Consider the following 23,122-nt stretch of genomic DNA (forward strand, 5'->3'; position numbering starts at 1 on the left):
GATGGTGTAAGCGAAGATAAACCAGCGCAAAAAGCCGGTTTACAAAAAGGGGATGTGGTCATTAAATTAGGCGATAGTACGGTAACAAACATGATGAGTTATATGCGTGCTTTATCAGTTTTTGATTCTGGCGATAGCACAAAAGTAACCGTAAAAAGAGATGGAAAACCATTAGAAGTGAATTTAAACTTTTAAGCTACTAGATGCAATTCAACAAACAGGAATTTATAGCAAAAATACACCTACTTATATCCGTGTCTATTGTTGTTCCTGTATCCATTATTTATGGATTTAACCCAGAATTGCAGTTTGATATTCATTTAAATACCATTGACGAGCATAATTTTTTTAAAGCCATTATGGGACTTTATTTAGGGTTTTCGGCCTTGTGGATTTTAGGCGTTTTTAAATCGGAGTATTTAAAAATAGCACTTGTTTCCAATTGTATTTTTATGTTGGGTTTAGGCTTTGGTCGTTTAATGAGTTATTTTTTAGATGGTATGCCAACATTTGGCTATCAATTTGGAACCATTGCCGAATTATTCCTCGGATGTTATGGCTTATGGGTTTTGAGAAATCATAACTGCAACAATTATATTGATAATTATAAAAAGGCGTAATTTTGCCTAAAATTATAAACACTTGGTAAAAATAGGTAACATAGAACTTCCAGACTTCCCACTGCTTTTAGCACCAATGGAAGATGTCAGCGATCCACCATTTCGCGCTTTATGCAAAGAGCAAGGTGCTGATGTGGTGTATACGGAATTTATTTCTAGTGAAGGCTTAATTCGTGATGCTGCAAAAAGTATCATGAAATTAGATATTTACGAAAAGGAACGTCCTGTTGGGATTCAAATATTTGGAGCCAATTTGGAAAGTATGTTGCAGACCATTGATATTGTTGAAAAATCCAATCCCGATATCATTGATATTAATTTTGGGTGTCCCGTGAAAAAAGTGGTGAGTAAAGGAGCAGGCGCTGGTATTTTAAAAGATGTTTGCCTCATGGAACAACTCACTGCCGAAATGGTGAAACGCACCAATTTACCTGTTACTGTAAAAACCCGTTTGGGTTGGGATCATGATTCCATTCGTATTTTAGAAGTTGCAGAACGCTTGCAAGATGTGGGTTGTGCTGCCATATCTATTCATGGCCGGACACGTGCACAAATGTATAAAGGTCATGCCGATTGGACGCCAATTGCTGCCGTGAAAAATAATCCGCGTATGCACATTCCTGTTTTTGGAAATGGTGATGTAGATACACCAGAACGTGCCATGGAAATGCGTGATGTTTATGGTTTAGATGGTTGTATGATAGGTCGTGCAACCATAGGAAACCCTTGGTTTTTTAAGCAGGTGAAGCACTTTTTTAATACAGGCGAACATTTGGCACCAATTTCATTGGAAGAACGTGTAGATGCCGCCAGACGTCATTTACAAATGGCTATTGACTGGAAAGGCGAAAAATTAGGTGTTTTTGAAACCAGACGTCATTATACCAACTATTTTAAAGGCATTCCAAATTTTAAAGAATACCGTATGAAAATGGTTACCAGTGATGATGCTCTGGATGTTTTCGCTGCTTTTGATGCCGTTTTAGATACGTTTTCAGGCTACGAATTTGCTCAATAACACAGTATTCTAAAGGTTCTGTTTAATAGTATTCTCATTCAGGATTCAAATGGTTAAAAATATATGAATTGTTTTAAGCTTCCTAAACATGGCCTATCGAAGGTTTATCGTAAAATTTGAATATGAAGGTGGCGTGAAATTTTAGGCTGTTTGAGCTAGCCTAATTTTTAAATTAATCAAGATTTTTCAAGCGAGTTCCTAAAATTTAGGCATCGAATGAAAAATTTAGATAAAGGTTCGTAAGCCTAGATTTTTTTGGTTCGTTTTTTCATCAATGGAAAAAATGAATATGTTAATTATTTAGTCCAAGATTGATTTGTAAAAACAATGCGAATCATGCCTTAATTCTTTTTAATAAAATCAATAACTAATCAAATTTTTAGTAATCCGAACGGAAGCGACTTTAGAAGCCAGAATACCCAAAACCGAAATAGTAATAAACACAATCAGAAAATTTTCCCATTTTAATCCCATAGGATAGGGTAGTGATGGTGTAATTTTAACCAAACCAAAACTGATTTGTGCTTGGACAATTAAATAGCCAACCAACAAACCAATTAAACCGCCTAGAACCGTCATTAAGGAACCTTGTAGAAAGAAAATTCGTCGAATATCCTTTACGGTTGCTCCCATATGATAAAGCGTGTGTAGCGTTTTCTTTTTGTCCAGAATCATCATGATAATGGTTCCTACCACATTAAATAAAGCAATAATTAGAATAAGTGTGAAGATGAGGTAAACAGCCAAATACTCTGTGTTTAGCATCTTATAAAGTGCATCATTTAACTGTTCGGTATTTTTTAAAATTACTTTCTCGCCTAAAGTAGTTGAAATAGCCTCGCGAGCATTGGCTTCGCTGACGCCTTCACGTATTTTAAATTCTAAAGCAGTAACTTGATTATCGTCAAAATTCAATAAATAACGTGCCATATCTATAGGCGCATAAATGTATTTATCATTGGTTGTTTCGTTAATATCAAAAATACCAACATTAATGGCTTTTACGGATGTGAAAGCTTGTTTGACATCGGTTACTTGGCCTTTACCTGGTTTTGGAATGTATAATTCAACCGATTTCCCATAATCCATAACACCAATATTAAGTCTATTGGCAATTCCCCAACCGGTTACTATTTGGTTTGATTTTTCAGAAAACCAACTCCCAAGTGGTACCACAGAATCGATTGCATTAACCGATTCAAAATTTTCATCAACGCCTTTTATATAAGCATTTGGGTAGTTCCGGTCTTCAAATGTGATAAAAACACGTTCTTCAACAATTTGAGAAAAGGATACAATATCCGGATGGTTTTGAAGTGTACTTAATTCTTCCGAAGAAATTTTAAAGGATTTTCCAACAGCCGCTTCTGCTTTTAAATCGGGATCTATTAAGGAGGTAAATTGGAGCGTAAAATCTTTAAGTCCGGCAAAGCCAGAAAGGACAATAAATAAAGATAACGCACCTAAAATGACACTGATTGCGGCAATTCCTGTTATAAAATTAATGGCATTGTTGCTGCTTTTAGAAAGCAAATACCGTTTCGCTATGTAGAGTGAAAAATTCATATATTACAGGATCTACAGGCGTTTTTCAATATAAGCTGGCTGTTTTTTGAAACTGATTTTAAACCGATTATGATTTTTTACGATTATCTAAAAGGTCCGGATTCTTAATAGGATTTTCTGTTCTTTTTAATGATTTTTCAATCCCATCAATATATTCTAATGAATCGTCTACAAAAAATTCTAATTGTGGCATGCGTCGTAATTGATGTCTAGTGCGTTGGGCTAATTCATGCTTTATAAGTGGTGCGTTAGAACGGATTCCAACTAATAATTCTTTAGCTTTAGCATTCGGGAAAATACTTAAATATACTTTAGCAACTGATAAATCTACAGTTACTTTAACCTTCGAAACCGAGATTAATACACCTCGCATACCACCTTCACTAGCAGCCTTTTGAAGGATTTCAACTAGGTCGCGCTGTAAAACCGATCCTATCTTTTTTTGTCTTTGACTTTCTTCCATAGTGCAAAAATACGCATATTTAAAGATTATTGTATTTTTGAAGATACTAAAATAGTTTTAATTAAAAGAGATTTCCGTTTTCGGGGAGAATTAATATGAATAAAATTGAACATATAGGTATTGCCGTTAAAAGTTTAGAAACATCAAATGACTTATTCGCTAAACTTTTTAATGCGCCTCATTATAAAATAGAAGAAGTAGCTAGCGAAGGTGTTAACACCTCATTTTTTCAAGTAGGTACTAATAAAATTGAACTTTTGGAAGCTACAAATCCAGATAGTCCAATAGCCAAATTTATTGAAAAACGTGGCGAAGGCATTCACCATATTGCATTTGATGTGGATGATATTGAAGCGGAAATTAAGCGACTGGAGGCAGAAGGTTTTACGGTATTAAACAGAACACCAAAAAAAGGAGCCGATAATAAATGGGTTGCTTTTTTACATCCAAAATCTACAAATGGCGTTTTGATTGAGTTGTGCCAAGATATAAAGGAATAAAAATACTTTGAGAGTATTAAAATATGTAGTAATATTGCACTCTCTTTGAAAAAAGAGAAACCAGAAGTTAGCCTTGCGCTAATGGGTCCTATAACTCAGCTGGTTAGAGTATCTGACTCATAATCAGAAAGTCCCTGGTTCGAGCCCAGGTGGGACCACCAATAAAATTAAGCCTTTCAAGGAATTGAGAGGCTTTTTTTGTTTTAAGATTCTTATATTTTCCAAATTTGAAATCTTCATTTTTATCAAATCTTTCTTCCACTTTTAATTAAGCAGTATAAAATGTCAACCAAATTTTCGTAAATTAAACCTGACTAAATTTAAGCACTTTATGAAAAACCTTATTTCTATACTACTCATTAGTTGCTTTGGATTCACGTGTGCTGCGCAAAAAATATTTTCGGTTCAATATGCCAATCAAGCAGATGTTAAAGTGTATGTTGTTGATTACGAAAATCAAGCGGATTTAAACGTTTATAAAGTAGAATATGCCAATCAAGCAGGGAAAAATGATGGTAAATGGTTTTTTACGGAATATGGAAATCAGGCAAAAAAGAAAGTATACTATGTAGATTATCAAAACCAAGCTGATCTCAAAATCTACTTTGTTGAATATGAAAATCAAGCTGGTTGGCGCAATAAAGCCAAACAGCATTTACTGTATTAATGGGCTGTTTTTATTTAGGATTATGTATTTTCGTTTAATTATTAATTCTCATTTGTAAGTAATGAAAAGAAAAAATACAATAGGACTTGTATTGTCTGGAGGTGGTTACAGAGGTATTGCGCATATTGGCGTATTGAAAGCCATGAAGGAATTAGGTATTAAACCCGATTACATTTCTGGAACAAGTGCTGGTGCCATTGTTGGATCCTTATATGCTGCTGGTCATTCTAGCGATAAAATTTTTGATTTTTTCTCCAATACAGAATTGTTTACATATCATAATTACACTTTAAAAAAACCTGGGTTAATTGATGGCTCTAAAATTGAAAACATTTTAAAAACCTATTTTAAAGAAGATAGTTTTGAAGCTTTAAAAACACCCATGTATATTGCTACAACTGATTTAGTTCACGCTAAAACACGCTACTTTAATTCAGGCCCAATTATAAAACCCATTATAGCATCATCTTCTGTTCCTGGTGTTTTTTCACCAGTGGTTTTTAATGATTTTCTTTTGTGCGATGGTGGTGTTACCAATAACTTTCCCGTGGAACCTTTATTAATTACATGTGATAAAATTATTGGTGTATTTTTAAATTCGCTTCTAGAAACTTCAAAAGATAAGCTAACTTCTACCAAGTCTGTTTTAGAAAGAGCGTACAAAATTACACGTGTTAATGCTTCTGAAAATAAATTTAAATCCTGTGATGTTTTCATTGCACCTAAAGAGTTAGGTAAGCATGAAATTTTCTCGAAAACACATGCCAAAGAAATTTTTGAAATGGGCTACCAAGAAGCAAAATTGCAGTTAACTGCATTTTATAAGAATTCTAAATAGTCTAGTTTTCTCTGATTTAAAAGATGTTTAATTAGGCTTCCTTCGATTTTGCCATTATAGCTTTCAAGCGTTCTTTGCGCAAGGCTTTTTCGGCTTTTTTCTTATCAATTTTTCTGTTGAGAAGTTTGGTGTGCTTGGCCTTATTTTTCGTGTTTTTCTGACCCTTCGGTTTTGGCATAATAGTGATTTTATAGATCGTGTGAAATTAAATAAATAGCCTACTAAATTTCACCAATGATAGATAAAATAGTGCTAAAAAGTATAATTTTAGTTAAATTTCCTTTAAACCGGATGTTTTACAGCTATTAATAATTGTTTTAAAGTACATTCACAAGTATTAAAATAATAAATTTGTAATTCAGATAAATTGCTTGAAGGAAACGGAAAATAAAGACATACAACAGCCTACACCTAAAAAAAAGAAAGGGTTTAGATTCTTAAAAATAATCGGACGGATTATTTTAGGGATTCTCTTGCTGTTATTTTTACTCATTCTGTTTATTCGGAGTCCTTGGGGACAAGATATTATTGTTACCAAAGCCGTTTCTTTTCTGTCTAGTAAAACTAAAACCAAAGTAGCCGTTGAAAAACTGTTTATCACCTTTGATGGCGATATACAATTAGACGGACTGTATCTGGAAGACACCAAAGGCGACACATTAATTTATTCAAAATCCTTGGAGGCTAATGTTCCATTATGGGCTTTAATTCAAGGCAATGGCATTGGTGTGGACGGTTTGGAATGGGAAGGTGTTCGCGCTAACATCACCCGAAAAGACACCATTCAAGGGTTTAATTTTCAGTTTATAATTGATGCTTTTGCAAGTGAAGAACCTACACCCGTTGAAGCAGACACGACCTCGGCACCATTAAATATTATTTTAGGAAATTTGAATTTCAAAAATTTTGATGTGGTTTATTACGATGCCGTTACAGGAATTGACAGTCGTTTTAAAATAGGAAAACTGGTGGCAGATATGGATAAAACCGATTTGGAAACCATGACGTTTAATGCTTCGGAATTAGACCTCGCCGATAGCAATATTAAATTTTACCAATTACCTGTTCCTCCAACGCCAGATACCGAACCAACCACATTACCGTTAATTACCGTTGATGAAATAACGCTGACTAATGTGTTTGCGGATTACCAAAGCAAAGCCGATAACCTGGCGTTAACCGCATCCATTAATGAGTTTTATGCTGAAGTGCCCAATATAGATTTAACTAATCAGCTTTTTGAAGTTGATGAGTTTCGACTAAAAAACTCAACCATCACGCTTAAAACAGAAACGGAAAATAATGTTGTTACGGAAAAAGTAGAAGAAGTTTCTAAAGAAATTGAAAACGAAATAATGGCATTTGAGTGGCCAGAATTACAACTCAAAATTGGAGAAATAGATTTAGAAAATAATAATTTCAGCTACTTTGTGAACAATGAAAAAGGCAAAAAAGGTGTTTTTAATTCCAATGCTATTGTATTAACGGAAATCAATTTTCAAGCAAACACAATTCTGCTAAAAGATAAAATGGCAGAATTAGATTTAGAAGAAGCATCTTTTAAAGAAATTTCAGGAATCGATTTAAAAAACGTGCAATTCAATCTCAATGCTTCGGATAAGAAACTAAATGTATCAGATTTAAAGATAGCTTTAAATAAAAATGACATACAAGGAAATTTACAGTTGGACTATCCATCTTTAGCCAATTTAATAAAAGTTCCAGAGCTGTCTAAAGTTGCTTTAAATTTGCCGGCATTTAAAATAGCACTTCAAGATGTATTTTTAATTCAACCCGACTTAAAATCCAATGAATATTTAAAAACCTTGAGCAAAAACCAAATTACTGGAACTATAAAAGCCAATGGTTATTTGTCCGACATTAACTTATCAAAAATGATAATTAATTGGAGTAATACAAAAATTTCAGCCAATGGAAGTATTCAAAACGTAACCAATCCTGATGCGCTAGCGTTTAATATTCCAGCTTTTTCCGCGGTTACAAAACGGTCTGATATTATAAAATTCGTAGAAGAAGATAGTTTAGGAATTAGTCTTCCAAAGGATGTGAAATTTGCAGGAAACGCCACCGGAAACCTCAATGATATTACTGCCGAGGCAAAATTAACTACCACACAAGGGATTGCTACCATTGAAGGTATGTATAAAAATGCTGAAACTTTGGAGTTCCATGCAGATTTGGCCGTGGAGGATTATAAGCTGAATGAATTACTTAAAAACGACCAATTGGGTGCTTTAAATTTAAAAATTGTAGCTCAAGGAAAAGGTGATAATATTAATAATCTAGATGCTAGTTTAGAAGCTACCGTTTCCAGTTTTAAATACAATAATTATGATGTAAACGATTTAAAATTAGTTGGCGACATTAAAAATGGTACTGGAAATATTACCTCTAATTATAAAGACAAAAACCTAAATGCTAATGTGTATGCTACCGTTGTTTTAGATTCCGTAGCACCAGAAGTCACAGCTGAAATAGATATTATTGGGGCCGATTTACAAGCCTTGGGTCTTATGGAACGAAACGTGAAAACAGGTATGAAAATTTATGCCGATTTTAAAGGGAATAGCAGCAGTTTTGATTTAGCAACCATTGTAGATAGAGGTGTTTTTGTATATGATGAAAAGAGTTATTTGTTAGGCGATTTGAATATGTTAGCCCACGTAAGAAAGGATACAACTTCAGTTTCTGTAAAGAATAAAATGGTCGATTTACTATTGGAATCCAATACCGATCCAGAAACCTGGACTAAATCTTTAAGGCATCATGTATTAAGTTATTTTTATCGTGATGAAGTTGTTTCGGATAGTATTGAAAATCCCGTGAATTTAAAACTTCGTGGAAAAATTAGCCAATCGCCTATTTTAAACGATGTATTTGTTGTAAACATTCAAGATTTGGATACCATTCATATTGCTGTAGATTTTAAAGAAGCTCAACGGAAACTTAAAGCAAATATATCCGCACCACATATTAATTATAGTGGCTATGAATTGGATAGTTTGGCGTTTTCTATGGATACAGATTTGGAGAAATTTAAGTTCAATTTGGGCTTTAATGAAATAGTTGCAGGTCCTTTAAATATTCAAAAAACGATCATTTCAGGAAATCAAACTAATAATGAACTATCCCTAGAGTTTACGGCCTTTCATGACGAGGAAATCATGGCACAAATTTTTAGTCAAATAACAGGAGACAGTGATGAACTTCGATTCCATGTCGAGCCAAATACGTTAATCTTAAATAAAATACCTTGGAATATTCCGGAAGCAAATGAAGTGCTTATTTACGATAAGAAATTAGTATTTAATGAATTTCGAGTTAGTAAAAACAACCAGTCCATAGAAATTACAGATAAGTTACCTAATAAATCTAAAGATCATATTGCTATAGATTTTAAGAATTTTAAATTAAGTGAATTTTTAAGCTATTTTAATCCAGATGATAAGATTGCTTCTGGCGACTTAAATGGTGATTTTATTTTAGAAGAACCTTTTGGAAACACTGGAATTGTTGCGGACTTAGATATCTCAAAATTACAATTTATGGATGTTAATTTAGGGACTTTTACCGTAGATGCACAATCCTTGAATAATGATAGTTATGATTTTAATGCCAAAATGAAAGGAGGCGAAATTGATTTAGACTTAAAAGGCGATTATATAGCGAGTCAATCGGGTGCGGAATTAAATCTTAATTTAGATATTAACCAGTTTAATATGGCGGCTTTAAATGGTTTCTCTCAAGGTGAAATAACCGAAACCGATGGGTATTTTTCTGGTAATTTTAAATTAAGTGGTACAACTAGAGAACCAAAATACACTGGGCAATTAGAATTTAACGATGCAGATTTTAAAGTAGCCATGTTCAATTCGGCTTTCACACTACAAAATGAAACCTTGAATATTGATAATTCTGGATTAACCATGACTAATTTTACCATTCAGGATGAAAACCAAAACACTTTTGAAATGTCTGGAAAAATTGGCACCGAAAATTTCATTAATCCAACTTTCGACTTGCAAGTCACGGCCAATGATTTTCAAGTTCTTAATGCTACAAAAGAAGACAATGATTTTCTATATGGAAATGCCAGTTTTGCTGGGAGTGCTAAAATAACTGGCGATTTACAAGTGCCCAAAATAGATATGGACATGACCATAAGTTCAGATACGGATGTTACTTATATTTTACCGTCAGCTACGGTAAATGTGGAAGAGCGTGATGGTGTTGTTGTGTTTGTAAATCGGGAAAATCCAGATGCTATTTTAACTAGAACAACAGAAAAAACAGCAACTATAAAAGGTTTGGATATTGCAGCACTTTTAAAAATAGGAAAAGAAGCAACCGTAACGATTATTTTGGATGAGCAAACAGGCGATAATTTTAAAGTATCTGGTGAAGGTGATTTTAATATGACCATGAACCCAAATGGGAATGTTAGACTTTCAGGTGTTTACGAAGTTTTATCTGGTCATTATGAATTAAATTTATATAAAATAGTAAACCGAAAATTCAATTTGGTTCCAGGTAGTCGTGTTACATGGTCTGGGGATCCTTTTGATGCAAAACTAGATGTTAAAGCAGTTTATCAAGTAGAAGCATCGGCTTCACCATTAATGGCTCCTGTTTATTCAGGAAGTGACCCGGCCGTTAAAGGGAAATTCAGACAAGTGTTGCCTTATTATGTGTTTTTAAATATTTCAGGACAGCTTATGGAACCTGAAATTGCCTTCAATTTGGATATGCCAGAGGAAGAACAAGGTGCAATTGGTGGACAGGTATATGGTAGAATTCAGCAATTAAATAATCAGGAGGATGAATTAAATCGTCAAGTTTTTTCACTTTTGGTGTTGAATCGTTTTTATCCAGATCCTGGTAGCGATGGCAGTTCTGGAGGCGTGGCTTCCATAGCACGAGATAATTTAAACGATGCCGTAGCAGATCAGCTTAATATGTTTTCCGATAAATTATTAGGAAATTCTGGTTTCGAACTCGATTTTGGACTAAATAGTTTTACGGACTACCAAGGCACATCACCGCAACAACGTACGCAATTAGATATTGCAGCACAGCAAAAACTATTTGATGATCGTTTAATTGTACGGGTTGGTAGCGAAGTAGATATTGAAGGAAGCAGTTCTACTGGCGAAGAAACACCAATAATTGGTAATGTAAGTATCGAGTATTTGCTAACTGAAAGTGGTCGTTATCGTTTAAAAGGTTTTAGTAGAAATGAATTTGAAAACGTAATTGATGGGCAAACCGTAGTGAGTGGAATAGCCTTAATTTTCACACAGGAATTTAATAAGTATAATGAACTTTGGGATGCCTTGTTTAAATCTGAAACAGAAAAAGAAAAGGCTGAAAAAGCGAAAAAAGAAGCTGAAAAGCAAGCTGCTAAAGAAAAAAGGAAGAAAAAAGAAGAAGCTACTAATAATAGCATTGAAGAAAAAAAGAACTAAAAGCGCGATAAATAAAATAGTATAAATTGAAACCGTACCAAACATTTAAACACATTTGTATGCTTATTTGGATAGGGAGTTTTTACTCTTGTAGCATAACTAAGCAGATTCCAGAAGATGAACGTTTGTACACAGGCGCTACGCTTACCATTGAGTCTGATAGTACTATTGTAAACGAATCAGGTTTGAAATCTGAATTAGAATCGGTTTTACGTCCGGAACCAAATTCCACCTTTTTGGGTATGCATCTTGGCTTGTATTACTATTATAAAAATCAGAAAGAAAAACCTGGATTTATTAATCGTTGGCTCTACAAACAGTTTGGTGAAGAACCCGTTTATCAATCGGATGTGGAAACCTATGAAATTGAAGACTTACTATTAAACCGATTAGAAAACAGAGGGTTTTTCTATAGTCGTGCAGCTTCAGCTTTTGAAGAAACTGAAAATAAAGCCTCATTAAATTATACGGTTACTGTTCCAAAACCATATAGAATGGCTAGCTACACAATGGATTCCATGCCTGTTAGCATTCATGAAACTATGGAGAAATTGGTGTCGGAATCGCAGTTTGAAAATGGTATGCGTTTCGATTTGAATAACATGAAATTAGAACGTCAGCGTATTGATAAGGCTCTTAAAAGCAAAGGCTATTTTAATTTTAATGATAATTTTTTAATTTTTGAAGCAGACACAAATCAATATTCTAATAAAAACTTCGACTTATTCTTAAAATTAAAAAACGAAGTGCCTAAAAAAAGTTTGATTCCATATAAAATTTCAAAAGTTAATGTGTATCCTAATTATGAAGTTTCAGATTCGGCTTCCATAACACCAACACGCTTTAATGAGAAAAATTTTATACAAAAGGAAAGGTTCTTTAAACCTAAATATTTAGATCCTTTTATAGTGTTAGATGAAGGGGAGTATTATAATCCTGACGATTCTCGTAACACCGCCAGAAGGCTTTCCACCATTGGTGCCTATAAATACGTAAATATTCAATATAAAGAATTGGATACTTTGGCCGATGATAATTTAGGACTTTTAGAGGCTAATATTTACTTATCGCCATTAAATAAGCGTGCACTTCGTGCAGAGCTTCAGGTTGTAACTAAATCTAATAGTTTTGCTGGTCCTGCCTTAACACTAACTTTAAGTAATAGAAATTTATTTGGAGGTGGTGAAACCTATAATATTACACCTAAAATAGGGTACGAAAAACAATTAGGAGGTGGTCAAGATTCTGGTAATAGTAGTTTAGAGTTAGGGTTGCACAACGAGCTTATTTTTCCCCGAGTCCTTTTTCCTATTAAAATTGATGATGATTTTTTTGAATATTCCATTCCTAAAACAAAAACCTCTTTAAGTATTGATTATTTAGATAGAAGCGATTTATATACCTTACTATCAGGAACAGCTTTATTTGGTTATTCATGGGATGCTAATAGGTATGTAACTCATGAAATTAATCCAATATCATTAAGTTATACAGAACTTTTAAATACCACCCCAGAATTTGAAGATATACTAGAAAATGATCCTTTTTTAAGACGCAGTTTTGAACAGCAGTTTATAGCTGGATTAACTTATAGTTTTACGTTTAATGAAATGCTTAACTCCCAATTAAAACATCAATTTTATTTTAATTTCACCTTTGATATTGCTGGAAATACTATTAGTTTATTTGGTAAAGATCAAGGAACGGAAAGCCCAAAAACATTTCTAGGCTTTGAATATGCACAATATGCTAAAGCAGATGTTGATTTTCATTATCATTTTAATTTAGGAAAAGAACGGGTAATTGCAGCTAGACTTTTTGGAGGTTATGGTTTTGCTTATGGAAATTCAGATGTCATTCCTTTTGTAAAACAGTATTATTCTGGTGGTCCATATAGTGTTCGTGCCTTTAATATTAGATCTTTAGGTCCAGGAACCTATAACCCAAATTTAGATACAACTGATGGCGATATTGTTTTCGATAAAACAGGAAATATAAGACTCGAAGCCAATGTAGAATACCGCTTTCCTATTGTATCATTTTTAAAAGGAGCCGTTTTTGCCGATGCTGGAAACATCTGGAACTCTAAAGAAAACCCTATTTATAATGGGAAAGATAAATTTGGAAGTGGATTTATTAGTGAGCTTGGAATGGGAGCAGGAATCGGACTGCGCGTGGATATACAAAGTTTTGTAATTCGTTTTGATTTGGCTGCACCTTTTCATGATCCAGCATTACCGAAAGGAGAACGTTTTAATTTTGATGTTGGTTCTCCTATATTAAATTTTGCTATTGGATATCCGTTTTAGAGATATTATAAATCTTACTATTGGGATATCGTACCATCAAACGATTATTGGTTTGTGTTAACTTACGAGGAATTTGGGCAAATCAAACAATTTAATTCTCATTTTTCATTAAAGCGCTAATTCTTTTCAAATAAAATAGTATATTCATTCGTTTATAATGACGTTCATGTTTTAATAACTAACGTGATAACAATTATTTAAAGGTTGTTGTCGATAAATTATTGAATTTATTTTTAAAAAAACATATATTTGATTTTTGTAGGGTAATTTAGAGATTGACTCCACAAGAATACACTTTATCGAAGTTTTTTGCACTTAATAGATGTTTTTTTAATCTATAAATTTTGTTAAGCCAGTTTTTTTTATACATTTACCGCTGAATGAAGTCACAAAACACAAAAATAGTTGCCTCAATCTTATTTTTATTAATAAGTTTTGTTTGTTTTTCACAAACGGTGCCACCACCGCCGCAACCACCAGTGCCACCAGGTTTACCTATTGATGGCGGTATTGTTATGGGGTTAATTTCAGGTTTATTCTATGGCGTATACAGACTTTTTAAAGCTAAATAGTTTCGTTATTTGTTCAATTCAAAAAGCTTTGAAACATACTTTCCAATAACGTCAAATTCTAAATTTACTACCGTTCCAACTTTAAAAGTGTTAAAGTTTGTAAATTCATAGGTGTAAGGAATAATAGCCACACTAAAACTATTTTTTGCCGAATTTACTACGGTTAAACTCACCCCATTAATTGTAATTGAGCCTTTTTCAATTGTAATATTATTTAGTGTTTCATCATATTCAAACGTAAAAATCCAACTTCCAGCCGCTTCTTCAACTGCTGTACAAATTGCTGTTTGATCTACATGTCCTTGAACCATATGGCCATCTAAACGCGCTCCTAATTTCATTGCACGCTCTAAATTAACCGAATCCCCAACTTGTAAGTCTGAAATGTTTGTTTTTTTTATGGTTTCATTAATAGCTGTTACTGTATAGTTTTTACCATCAATTTTAACAACTGTTAAACAGATACCGTTGTGCGCCACACTCTGATCTATTTTTAATTCAGAAGTTATATCAGAGCTAACCGTAATATGCAGATTTTGGTCTTCTTTTTCTATTTGTTGGATGGTGCCAATATCTTCTATGATGCCAGTGAACATAAGTATGGATTATTTAGTTAAATTTGCAAAACAAAATTACAAACAAAAGTTAGTTAATTAATGAGGAAAGCAGAAAATGTTATCGTAGGGATTTCTATTGGAGATTTAAATGGTATTGGAGGAGAGATTGTTTTAAAGACTTTGGCAGATGTAAGAATGCTTGAATTTTTTACACCTGTAATTTTTGCTTCTGCGAAAACCATTACATTTTTAAAAAACCATTTCGATATAGATATTAACTTTAATGGGATTACTAATTTAGATCAAGTTATAACAGGTAAAATTAATGTGTTTAATGCCTGGAATGATCGTACCGATATTAATTTTGGTAAAGAAGATCCAATAATTGGTGAGTTTGCTATAAAATCACTTTTTACAGCAACCAAAGCTTTAAAAGAAAACGCTATTGATGTTTTGGTTACAGCACCTATAAATAAACATACCATTCAGTCAGAACAATTTAATTTTCCAGGTCATACTGATTATCTAGCTCAAGAATTAGGTGGTGAGAGTTTAATGTTTATGATTTCTAATGATTTGCGCATTGGTTTATTAACGGATCATGTTCCAATAAAAGATATAGCAAGTCATATTACACCAGACCTTATAGAAAGCAAAGTAAATACGGTATATAAGAGTTTACAAAACGATTTTAATATCAGACGACCAAAAATTGCAGTCTTGGGCATCAACCCACATACAGGGGATAATGGTGTTATTGGTAAAGAGGATGATGAGGTTATGCGTCCAACACTAAAAGCGCTTAATGAAAAAGGAAAATTAGTTTATGGACCCTATGCAGCTGATAGCTTTTTTGGTTCTAGTAATTACAAAAATTTTGATGCTATTATTGCATCCTATCACGATCAAGGCTTAATTCCATTTAAAACGCTATCATTCGGTAATGGTGTAAATTACACAGCTGGTTTATCCAAAATTAGAACCTCACCAGACCATGGAACGGCATTTGAAATTGCAGGAAAAGGGGAAGCGAATGAAAATTCATTTAAAGAAGCCGTCTTTTTAGCCCTTAAATTATATCATAATAGAATGGAGAATGCTGAATTAGCTAAAAATCCATTAGTTACACCGCAAAAAAAGATATAAACAAAAAAATGTTTATAAGTGTTATAAGCTAAATAATTTTTATATATTTGCAGGCTCAAAATAGATGTGATAATGAGGGAATTGAAAACGTTTACAATACCATTTGTAGGGTTAAAATTAGGGAAACATCAATTTGAGTACAAAATAGATAAGACGTTCTTTGATTTTTTTGAATATCAAGATTTTAATGATGCTGATATTGTTGTGGACTTGGAGTTAAACAAGAAAACAACCTTATTAGAATTACATTTTGAAATATCAGGAACTGTAAATGTGAATTGCGATTTAACAAATGAGCCTTATAATCAGGAAATTAGTAATAATTTTGATTTGGTGGTTAAATTTGGTGAAGACTACAATGATGAAGAAATTGATCTATTAGTTTTACCACACGGAGAATATGAAGTGAATGTACAACAATATATATATGAGATAATTATATTGACAGTGCCTTCAAAATTAATTCATCCAGGCGTAGAAGATGGCACCTTACAGTCTGATATACTTGAAAAATTAGAAGAATTAAGCCCTAAAGAAAAACAAGAAAAAGAAGATAACGAGGACATTGATCCGCGTTGGAATACATTAAAGAAACTATTAACGGATAAATAATAATAACAATGGCACATCCTAAAAGAAAAATCTCTAAAACAAGAAGAGATAAAAGAAGAACCCATTATAAAGCAGTAGCTCCACAAATTGCAACTTGCCCAACTACTGGTGAAGCGCACTTATATCACAGAGCTCATTGGTTTGAAGGAAAACTATATTACAGAGGTCAAGTATTAATTGACAACTCGGTAGCAGAAGAAAACGCAGCATAACTACTATGCGTGCATACAAGAAAACGCTCGTTACTGAGCGTTTTTTTTATGATAAATTTTTATAGAAGCCAAAAACGACTTAATTTGCACTAAATTAAACCGAATATCGGTGCGTTTTGACGAAATTTCATCAAAAACGTCTCGTTTTAATGGTTTTAGCGAAATAATTTATACGTATGAGTAAAATCTCAGCAGCCATTACAGCTGTAGGTGCCTATGTGCCAGACTATGTGTTGACTAACCAAATTCTTGAAACGTTGGTCGATACTAATGATGAATGGATCACCTCCAGAACAGGCATTAAAGAGCGTAGAATATTAAAGGAAGAAGGCAAAGGCACTTCGTTTCTTGCTATTAACGCAGCAAAAGACCTAATCAAAAAAACAGGTCTCAATCCCAAAGAAATAGATTTAGTAATTGTTGCAACCGCAACACCAGATATGAAAGCAGCTTCAACAGCAGCTTTTACAGCTACCGAAATAGGCGCTACTAATGCGTTTTCATTCGATCTGGAAGCCGCATGTTCTAGTTTTTTATTCGGAATGTCCACCGCTTCTAGTTATATTGAATCGGGTCGCTACAAAAAAATACTATTAATAGGTGCGGATAAAAATTCATCATTTATAGATTATAAAGATCGCGCAACATGTATTATTTTTGGTGATGGTGCAGGTGCCGTTTTATTTGAACCCAATACTGAAAATTTGGGTTTACAAGATGAATACTTAAGAAGTGATGGTGCTGGACGCGAGTTTTTACAAGCAACTTACGGTGGCTCATCGTATCCATCAACACCAGAAGCCGTTGCAGAAGGCAAACATTTTGTATTTCAAGATGGCAAAACCGTATTTAAAAACGCCGTTTTTAATATGGCAGACGTGGTTGTTAAAATACTTGAGCGCAATAATTTAAGCAAAGATGATGTTTCATGGTTGGCTGCACATCAGGCCAACAAACGTATTATTGATGCCACAGCAAATAGAATAGATCTTGACGAAAATAAAGTCATGATGAATATTCAAAAATATGGTAATACCACTTCGGCTACCTTACCATTATTATTGAACGATTACGAATCTCAATTAAAAAAAGGCGATAAAATTATTTTTGCAGCCTTTGGAGGTGGATTTACCTGGGGCTCTATTTATTTAAAATGGGCTTATAACTCTTAACTAACTAAAAAATTAAAATCAAAACTAAAATCTAAATAATTATGGATTTAAAAGATATTCAAAACTTAATTAAGTTTGTAGCAAAATCAGGTGCTAGTGAAGTAAAATTAGAAACTGATGACGTTAAAATTACCATTAAAACAGGTAGTGATGAAAAAGCTGAAACAACAACTTATGTTCAGCAAATTCCAGTAGGTGCACCTGTTGGACACGCCCCTGCAGCTCCAGCACCAGCACCAGTGGCCGCTGCTGCTGCTCCAGAAGCAACAACGGAAGATTCTAAATATATCACTATCAAGTCGCCAATTATTGGAACACTTTATAGAAAACCATCTCCAGACAAACCAGTTTTTGTTGAAGTAGGCCAAACTATAAAAGAAGGTGATGTACTTTGTATTATTGAAGCTATGAAATTATTCAATGAAATTGAATCTGAAGTTTCAGGTAAAATAGTAAAAGTATTAGTTGATGATTCTTCTCCAGTGGAATTTGATCAACCACTATTTTTAGTCGATCCATCATAATCTAAAGTTTAAAGTTTAAAATTTAAAGTTCCAGTTTTTTAGCTTGAACAATAAACGTACAAAACCATAAACTTATAAACTCAATAGAATTATGTTTAAAAAAATATTAGTTGCCAATAGAGGGGAAATAGCCTTACGTGTTATTAGAACCTGTAAAGAAATGGGCATTAAAACGGTAGCTGTGTATTCAACGGCAGATGCTGAAAGTCTGCACGTAAAGTTTGCAGATGAAGCGGTTTGTATAGGACCTCCTCCAAGTAGTGAATCCTATTTAAAAATGTCGAATATTATTGCTGCAGCCGAAATTACCAATGCAGATGCTATTCATCCAGGATATGGCTTTTTATCTGAAAATGCCAAATTTTCAAAAATTTGTGAAGAACATGACATCAAATTTATTGGAGCCTCTGCAGACATGATTAATCGTATGGGTGACAAAGCCAATGCGAAAGCAACCATGATTGAAGCAGGTGTACCTTGTGTTCCTGGTAGTGAAGGAATTATTAATGATTACAAACACTGCGAAAAATTAGCCGAAGAAGTTGGATATCCTGTCATGCTTAAAGCATCTGCAGGTGGTGGCGGAAAAGGTATGCGTGCTGTTTGGAAAAAAGAAAACCTAAAAGACGCTTGGGAATCCGCTAGACAGGAATCTAAAGCCGCGTTTGGGAACGACGATATGTACATGGAAAAACTCATTGAAGAGCCAAGACATATTGAAATCCAAATTGTGGGCGATTCTACAGGAAAAGCATGTCATTTATCAGAACGTGACTGTTCAATTCAACGTCGTCATCAAAAATTAACAGAAGAAGTTCCTTCGCCATTTATGACGAAAGCCCTTCGTAATAAAATGGGCGATGCTGCCGTAAAAGCTGCCGAATATATTAAGTATGAAGGTGCAGGAACGGTTGAGTTTTTAGTGGATAAACACCGTAATTTCTATTTTATGGAAATGAATACACGTATCCAAGTAGAACACCCAATAACAGAGCAAGTAATTGATTTCGATTTAATTCGTGAACAAATTTTAGTGGCATATGGTGTGCCAATTTCTGGTAAAAATTATACACCAAAATTACATTCAATAGAATGCCGAATTAATGCGGAAGATCCATTTAATGACTTTAGACCTTCACCAGGTAGAATATCCACACTTCATGCACCAGGTGGACATGGTGTCCGTTTAGATACGCATGTTTATGCTGGTTATGTTATTCCGCCGTATTATGACTCTATGATTGCGAAATTAATTACCACAGCGCAAACACGTGAAGAGGCTATTAATAAAATGAAACGAGCTCTTGATGAATTTGTTATTGAAGGTATTAAAACAACCATTCCTTTCCATAGACAACTCATGGAGGATCCAGATTATTTAGCCGGAAACTACACCACTAAATTTATGGAAGATTTTGTGATAGAAAAGCCAAGTGATAATTAATAAAAAAAAGCTCCGAAAATATTTTCGGAGCTTTTTTTTATTAAAAATTATTTTATTATAGTACGCGTAACATCCGTATTAGAATAGATTTCCAATTCTATATTGCTTGTAATTTATACCTTATTTAAACATTTTTAAAGTTTAGTATTAGGTTATTTAATGTCTAAATGTAAAAATTACCACTATACTCAAATATGTTTGGATTGAGTTCTAAATTCAAACGTATTGTGTAAAACTAATACTGTAGTTATCTATTCCTGTTTTACTAAATTATGTCTGGTGTTAAACGCATAGCTCCCTCTGTTTTATAACCGCTCCGTGCAATTAATATTTCAGGATTTATGCGCTTAAACTTGCATTAAAAGGGGGTGAATTATTTATACGTCTTTATTTTCTCAAAACAACTATTTCCTTTCTACTTAAAAGATGTGTATATAACTTGAATTCAATGCGGAAAATAGTTACTTTAGTGGCAAAATAATTTATTTATACAAGAAAACATGAAAAAAAAATTACACAAAGTTTTACCATTCGTAATTCTTATGTTTTGTTTGTCAGCTTTTAGCCAAGATCAACACTTTAAAAAAGTGACTACAGGACAAGAAAACACTATGATGATTAATACCACGTATTCAATGGATATTAATCATTTAATGAGCGATTTGAGTAAAGCACAGCAGCGAGGAGACTCGCGAGAACAACTTAATAATCTTGTAATTGAAGTACCTAACCTTGATGGGGATTTAGAAAAGTACTTAATTCAAGAAGCATCTGTTATGTCGCCAGGCCTACAAGCGCAATATCCAGAAATCAGATCGTATGTTGGATATGGAATTGACACGCCTAGTTCATATTTACGTTTTAGTGTTTCTCCTTACAAAGGAATGTCAGGTATTGTTTTATCTGGTGTAGAAGGAAAGGGTCTAGTTATAGAGCCTGTAAAAAATAATGTATCTCAAATTATTGTTCGTGAGAAACAAAATTCAAATTCAGAAATTCAAAGTTTTGAATGTTCAACACCTGAAGCCTTAAATCAAGAAATCGGAGAAATTGTAAATACCAACCGTACAGGTGCTAATGGTACCTTACATACTTTTGATTTAGCAATGTCTGTAACAGCAGAATATTCTATTTTTCACGGCGGAACCTTGCCACAAGTTAATGCCGCTATCGTGAATACCATGACCGTTGTCAATGCTATTTTTGAAAATGAGTTTAATGTGAACATGGTATTAATTCCAAATAATGATGCTGTTGTTTATTTAACTACGGCAACTTCGCCATATAGTAGTACTACTGATTCGGGGTACAATGGTGTTTTACAATCAACTTTAAATTCAGTTATAGGTAATGCTAATTATGATATTGGTCATTTAATGGGTGGTATTGGTAATAATGGTAATGCTGGTTGTATTGGTTGTGTGTGTGTTGCTAATCAAAAAGGAAGTGGTTATACAACAAGTACAAACCCAATAGGTGTAAATTTTGATGTAGATTATGTTGCGCACGAAATGGGACACCAATTTGGCGCAAACCATACATTCACATTTCGATCTGAAGGTGGAATAGCTCAAATGGAACCAGGTAGTGGTAGTACAATAATGAGTTACGCAGGTATTACAGGTACTTCTGATGTACAACCTTTTGTAGATCCTTATTTTCATGCTATATCTATTCAGCAAGTCAATACACATGTGAGTTCTAGAACATGTGATGTTGAAACAGATACAGGAAATAATATCCCAACGGCAAATGCTGGCGCTAATATTACGTTACCTAAAGGAACTCCTTTTAGATTAACAGGTATAGGATCGGATGCGGATGCCAATGATGTAATTACTTATTGTTGGGAGCAATTTGACGAGAATAATGGTGTAACTGAATTTCCAGACCCAACATCAACCAATAGTAATGAACCGCAATTCAGATCGTATTTACCAACTACAAACCCAACAAGAACATTTCCTAAAATGGAGGATTTAGTAAGCTTTGGTGTTAATGGTTCGTTATACGAACAGATTCCTACTGTAGGAAGAAATGCAGATTTCAGATTAACCGTTAGAGATAATAGACCAGGAGGTGCAGCTAATGCTTTCGATGATATGCGTGTTACGTGGAGCAATACGGCAGGACCTTTTGTGGTAACATCACAAGGAACAGATCAAATTGTATGGACGCCAGGTGAAACTGAAACCATAACTTGGAATGTGGCTGGTACAACAGCAAACGGCATCAATGCTGCTAACGTAAATATTTTATTATCAACATCATTAACACCAGACACTGATTTTACAACAGTTTTAGCGACAAATGTTCCTAATAATGGTTCTTACCAAGTTGTAGTTCCTAGTGTGACTTCTGCCTATTCTAGAATTCTAGTAGAAGCGGCAGATGGGTCATTTTTTAATATAAATGATAATTATTTCGCGATAGGGGACTATATTTATGTGCCGGGTGATAGCTGTGAAGAGTATTTCTTCAATGCTGGTGTCCTATTAGATGAAAATTCTACACAATTTAGTGGCTTTAACTTACCTATTTCTGATTCTAAAACTATTTCAGATCTTAAAATAAGCATAGATGCTACGACGGCAAATAGTGGTCAAATTCGTGCAGCTATCAGACCACCATCTCAAGCATCAGGTTTTAATCAAGTGTATTGGGGATCATGTGCGGGTTCTACAGATCTTATTTTAACGTTTGATGATGCTGGAAACCCTATTAACTGTGCAGATACAGCTAATAACGATGTGGTATTACCAGCGCAACCTTTAAGTTTTGCTGACGGTCTTAATTCTTTAGGTAATTGGGTTTTCTTTATTGGGGATGTTGAGGTAGATGGCGTGAGAGTAACATGGAATTCTGCAACACTGACAATTTGTGAGTCTGGTATTTTTGTTCCAGAATTAAGTGTGGATGAATTTGGATTAGATGCTTCATTTGCGGTATTCCCAAATCCAAATAACGGTGATTTCTCAATTAAATTTAAGCCTTCCACAAACGAATCCATTAGTGTAGAAGTGTTTGATATAAGAGGTCGAAATGTCTATAATAAAACGTATAACAGTACAGGTGATTTTAACGAGTCTATCTCGTTAAGTAATGCCCAAGCTGGTATGTACTTATTAAATGTGACTCAAGGAAGCCAGAAAATTACTAAAAAGTTAATTGTTAACTAACAAGTAATATCATAATTTTAATTTCATTCATAAGAACTCCGAAAGCAATTTCGGAGTTTTTTTTGCTTTCTTTTCATGTATTGAAACAAAAGTAAAGATTTACAGTAGGCTAATGAATTTTGTAATATTAGCGAGTCCATTACTTAATAATAATTAGGAATACCTTGACCAACTTTAAAATTAGCATCGCACTTTTTGAAATCTATATTTTTATGTATAACACCATTTTTAATGGCA

At 33.7% G+C, this 23,122-nt stretch carries 20 protein-coding genes and 1 tRNA gene; 17 read left to right on the forward strand and 4 right to left on the reverse strand.

Going from position 1 to position 23,122, the window contains the following annotated elements:
* The 3 genes from ACN0QX_RS08885 to dusB form a co-directional block, all read left to right on the forward strand.
* Positions 1-195: PDZ domain-containing protein (locus tag ACN0QX_RS08885; protein ID WP_417196433.1), on the forward strand; the 195-nt coding region annotated here is incomplete at its 5' end.
* Positions 196-203: 8 nt separating this feature from the next.
* Positions 204-620, forward strand: a complete 417-nt coding sequence (locus ACN0QX_RS08890; RefSeq protein ID WP_248396939.1) for a DUF4345 domain-containing protein — start codon at positions 204-206, stop codon at positions 618-620.
* 22 nt (positions 621-642) lie between these two features.
* Positions 643-1,638, forward strand: a complete 996-nt coding sequence (gene dusB, locus ACN0QX_RS08895) for a tRNA dihydrouridine synthase DusB (RefSeq protein WP_417196435.1) — start codon at positions 643-645, stop codon at positions 1,636-1,638.
* 360 nt (positions 1,639-1,998) lie between these two features.
* Here dusB and ACN0QX_RS08900 read toward each other — a convergent pair whose 3' ends face one another.
* Both ACN0QX_RS08900 and rbfA read right to left on the reverse strand, forming a co-directional pair.
* Complete coding sequence (locus ACN0QX_RS08900) at positions 1,999-3,204, reverse strand: ABC transporter permease (protein ID WP_417196437.1); 1,206 nt, start codon at positions 3,202-3,204, stop codon at positions 1,999-2,001.
* A 67-nt stretch (positions 3,205-3,271) separates the two neighbouring features.
* Complete coding sequence (gene rbfA / locus ACN0QX_RS08905; protein ID WP_417196439.1) at positions 3,272-3,667, reverse strand: 30S ribosome-binding factor RbfA; 396 nt, start codon at positions 3,665-3,667, stop codon at positions 3,272-3,274.
* A 95-nt stretch (positions 3,668-3,762) separates the two neighbouring features.
* On the opposite strand from rbfA, the gene mce reads away from it, so the two are divergent.
* From mce to ACN0QX_RS08925, 4 genes are all read left to right on the forward strand, one after another.
* Positions 3,763-4,167: a methylmalonyl-CoA epimerase gene (gene mce / locus ACN0QX_RS08910; RefSeq protein WP_417196441.1), complete on the forward strand. Its 405-nt coding sequence runs from the start codon at positions 3,763-3,765 to the stop codon at positions 4,165-4,167.
* A gap of 84 nt (positions 4,168-4,251) precedes the next feature.
* Positions 4,252-4,328, forward strand: a tRNA-Ile gene (locus tag ACN0QX_RS08915).
* A 170-nt stretch (positions 4,329-4,498) separates the two neighbouring features.
* Entirely contained in the window at positions 4,499-4,834 is a 336-nt protein-coding gene (locus ACN0QX_RS08920; RefSeq protein WP_417196443.1) for a DUF6150 family protein, read from the forward strand.
* Positions 4,835-4,895: 61 nt separating this feature from the next.
* Positions 4,896-5,672, forward strand: a complete 777-nt coding sequence (locus tag ACN0QX_RS08925; RefSeq protein WP_248396990.1) for a patatin-like phospholipase family protein — start codon at positions 4,896-4,898, stop codon at positions 5,670-5,672.
* A 31-nt stretch (positions 5,673-5,703) separates the two neighbouring features.
* On the opposite strand, the gene ACN0QX_RS08930 is transcribed toward ACN0QX_RS08925, so the two are convergent.
* On the reverse strand, positions 5,704-5,850 hold the full coding sequence (locus tag ACN0QX_RS08930) for a hypothetical protein (RefSeq protein ID WP_417196446.1): 147 nt from the start codon (positions 5,848-5,850) through the stop codon (positions 5,704-5,706).
* Between the two features lie 193 nt (positions 5,851-6,043).
* On the opposite strand from ACN0QX_RS08930, the gene ACN0QX_RS08935 reads away from it, so the two are divergent.
* From ACN0QX_RS08935 to ACN0QX_RS08945, 3 genes are all read left to right on the forward strand, one after another.
* The gene (locus ACN0QX_RS08935) at positions 6,044-11,158 is read left to right on the forward strand and encodes a translocation/assembly module TamB domain-containing protein (protein WP_417196448.1); all 5,115 of its coding nucleotides are present in this window, start codon (positions 6,044-6,046) and stop codon (positions 11,156-11,158) included.
* 59 nt (positions 11,159-11,217) lie between these two features.
* A complete protein-coding gene (locus ACN0QX_RS08940) occupies positions 11,218-13,467 on the forward strand; it encodes a BamA/TamA family outer membrane protein (RefSeq protein ID WP_417196451.1) in 2,250 nt (749 codons plus the stop codon).
* 380 nt (positions 13,468-13,847) lie between these two features.
* Positions 13,848-14,039, forward strand: coding sequence for a PID-CTERM protein-sorting domain-containing protein (locus tag ACN0QX_RS08945; RefSeq protein WP_248396998.1), 192 nt, complete (start codon positions 13,848-13,850; stop codon positions 14,037-14,039).
* Between the two features lie 5 nt (positions 14,040-14,044).
* Here ACN0QX_RS08945 and ACN0QX_RS08950 read toward each other — a convergent pair whose 3' ends face one another.
* Positions 14,045-14,635, reverse strand: coding sequence for a riboflavin synthase (locus tag ACN0QX_RS08950; protein WP_417196455.1), 591 nt, complete (start codon positions 14,633-14,635; stop codon positions 14,045-14,047).
* Between the two features lie 60 nt (positions 14,636-14,695).
* On the opposite strand from ACN0QX_RS08950, the gene pdxA reads away from it, so the two are divergent.
* From pdxA to ACN0QX_RS08985, 7 genes are all read left to right on the forward strand, one after another.
* The gene (gene pdxA / locus ACN0QX_RS08955; RefSeq protein WP_417196458.1) at positions 14,696-15,742 is read left to right on the forward strand and encodes a 4-hydroxythreonine-4-phosphate dehydrogenase PdxA; all 1,047 of its coding nucleotides are present in this window, start codon (positions 14,696-14,698) and stop codon (positions 15,740-15,742) included.
* A 72-nt stretch (positions 15,743-15,814) separates the two neighbouring features.
* Positions 15,815-16,354 (forward strand): YceD family protein, encoded by a 540-nt coding sequence (locus ACN0QX_RS08960; protein WP_248397004.1) that lies wholly within the window; start codon positions 15,815-15,817, stop codon positions 16,352-16,354.
* An 8-nt stretch (positions 16,355-16,362) separates the two neighbouring features.
* The gene (rpmF, locus tag ACN0QX_RS08965; RefSeq protein WP_248397006.1) at positions 16,363-16,566 is read left to right on the forward strand and encodes a 50S ribosomal protein L32; all 204 of its coding nucleotides are present in this window, start codon (positions 16,363-16,365) and stop codon (positions 16,564-16,566) included.
* Positions 16,567-16,742: 176 nt separating this feature from the next.
* The gene (locus ACN0QX_RS08970; RefSeq protein WP_248397008.1) at positions 16,743-17,738 is read left to right on the forward strand and encodes a beta-ketoacyl-ACP synthase III; all 996 of its coding nucleotides are present in this window, start codon (positions 16,743-16,745) and stop codon (positions 17,736-17,738) included.
* 41 nt (positions 17,739-17,779) lie between these two features.
* Positions 17,780-18,262, forward strand: coding sequence for an acetyl-CoA carboxylase biotin carboxyl carrier protein (gene accB / locus ACN0QX_RS08975; protein ID WP_248397010.1), 483 nt, complete (start codon positions 17,780-17,782; stop codon positions 18,260-18,262).
* A gap of 91 nt (positions 18,263-18,353) precedes the next feature.
* The gene (accC, locus tag ACN0QX_RS08980) at positions 18,354-19,706 is read left to right on the forward strand and encodes an acetyl-CoA carboxylase biotin carboxylase subunit (RefSeq protein ID WP_417196464.1); all 1,353 of its coding nucleotides are present in this window, start codon (positions 18,354-18,356) and stop codon (positions 19,704-19,706) included.
* Positions 19,707-20,206: 500 nt separating this feature from the next.
* Positions 20,207-22,885, forward strand: a complete 2,679-nt coding sequence (locus ACN0QX_RS08985; protein ID WP_417196467.1) for a reprolysin-like metallopeptidase — start codon at positions 20,207-20,209, stop codon at positions 22,883-22,885.
* The last annotated feature ends 237 nt before the right edge of the window (positions 22,886-23,122 follow it).

Origin of the sequence: Bizionia sp. (assembly GCF_048259285.1) — a bacterium.
Taxonomy (GTDB): Bacteria; Bacteroidota; Bacteroidia; order Flavobacteriales; family Flavobacteriaceae; genus Algorimicrobium; species Algorimicrobium hallyeonense.

Excerpts from the sequence above, each read along its gene's own strand:
- ACN0QX_RS08970 (WP_248397008.1), top strand. The coding sequence starts at position 16,743 with ATGAGTAAAATCTCAGCAGCCATTACAGCTGTAGGTGCCTATGTGCCA.
- mce (WP_417196441.1), top strand. The coding sequence starts at position 3,763 with ATGAATAAAATTGAACATATAGGTATTGCCGTTAAAAGTTTAGAAACA.
- ACN0QX_RS08960 (WP_248397004.1), top strand. The coding sequence starts at position 15,815 with ATGAGGGAATTGAAAACGTTTACAATACCATTTGTAGGGTTAAAATTA.
- ACN0QX_RS08900 (WP_417196437.1), bottom strand. The coding sequence starts at position 3,204 with ATGAATTTTTCACTCTACATAGCGAAACGGTATTTGCTTTCTAAAAGC.
- ACN0QX_RS08950 (WP_417196455.1), bottom strand. The coding sequence starts at position 14,635 with ATGTTCACTGGCATCATAGAAGATATTGGCACCATCCAACAAATAGAA.
- ACN0QX_RS08890 (WP_248396939.1), top strand. The coding sequence starts at position 204 with ATGCAATTCAACAAACAGGAATTTATAGCAAAAATACACCTACTTATA.
- accB (WP_248397010.1), top strand. The coding sequence starts at position 17,780 with ATGGATTTAAAAGATATTCAAAACTTAATTAAGTTTGTAGCAAAATCA.
- ACN0QX_RS08930 (WP_417196446.1), bottom strand. The coding sequence starts at position 5,850 with ATGCCAAAACCGAAGGGTCAGAAAAACACGAAAAATAAGGCCAAGCAC.
- accC (WP_417196464.1), top strand. The coding sequence starts at position 18,354 with ATGTTTAAAAAAATATTAGTTGCCAATAGAGGGGAAATAGCCTTACGT.
- rbfA (WP_417196439.1), bottom strand. The coding sequence starts at position 3,667 with ATGGAAGAAAGTCAAAGACAAAAAAAGATAGGATCGGTTTTACAGCGC.
- ACN0QX_RS08925 (WP_248396990.1), top strand. The coding sequence starts at position 4,896 with ATGAAAAGAAAAAATACAATAGGACTTGTATTGTCTGGAGGTGGTTAC.
- pdxA (WP_417196458.1), top strand. The coding sequence starts at position 14,696 with ATGAGGAAAGCAGAAAATGTTATCGTAGGGATTTCTATTGGAGATTTA.
- ACN0QX_RS08920 (WP_417196443.1), top strand. The coding sequence starts at position 4,499 with ATGAAAAACCTTATTTCTATACTACTCATTAGTTGCTTTGGATTCACG.
- ACN0QX_RS08940 (WP_417196451.1), top strand. The coding sequence starts at position 11,218 with ATGCTTATTTGGATAGGGAGTTTTTACTCTTGTAGCATAACTAAGCAG.
- rpmF (WP_248397006.1), top strand. The coding sequence starts at position 16,363 with ATGGCACATCCTAAAAGAAAAATCTCTAAAACAAGAAGAGATAAAAGA.
- ACN0QX_RS08945 (WP_248396998.1), top strand. The coding sequence starts at position 13,848 with ATGAAGTCACAAAACACAAAAATAGTTGCCTCAATCTTATTTTTATTA.
- ACN0QX_RS08985 (WP_417196467.1), top strand. The coding sequence starts at position 20,207 with ATGAAAAAAAAATTACACAAAGTTTTACCATTCGTAATTCTTATGTTT.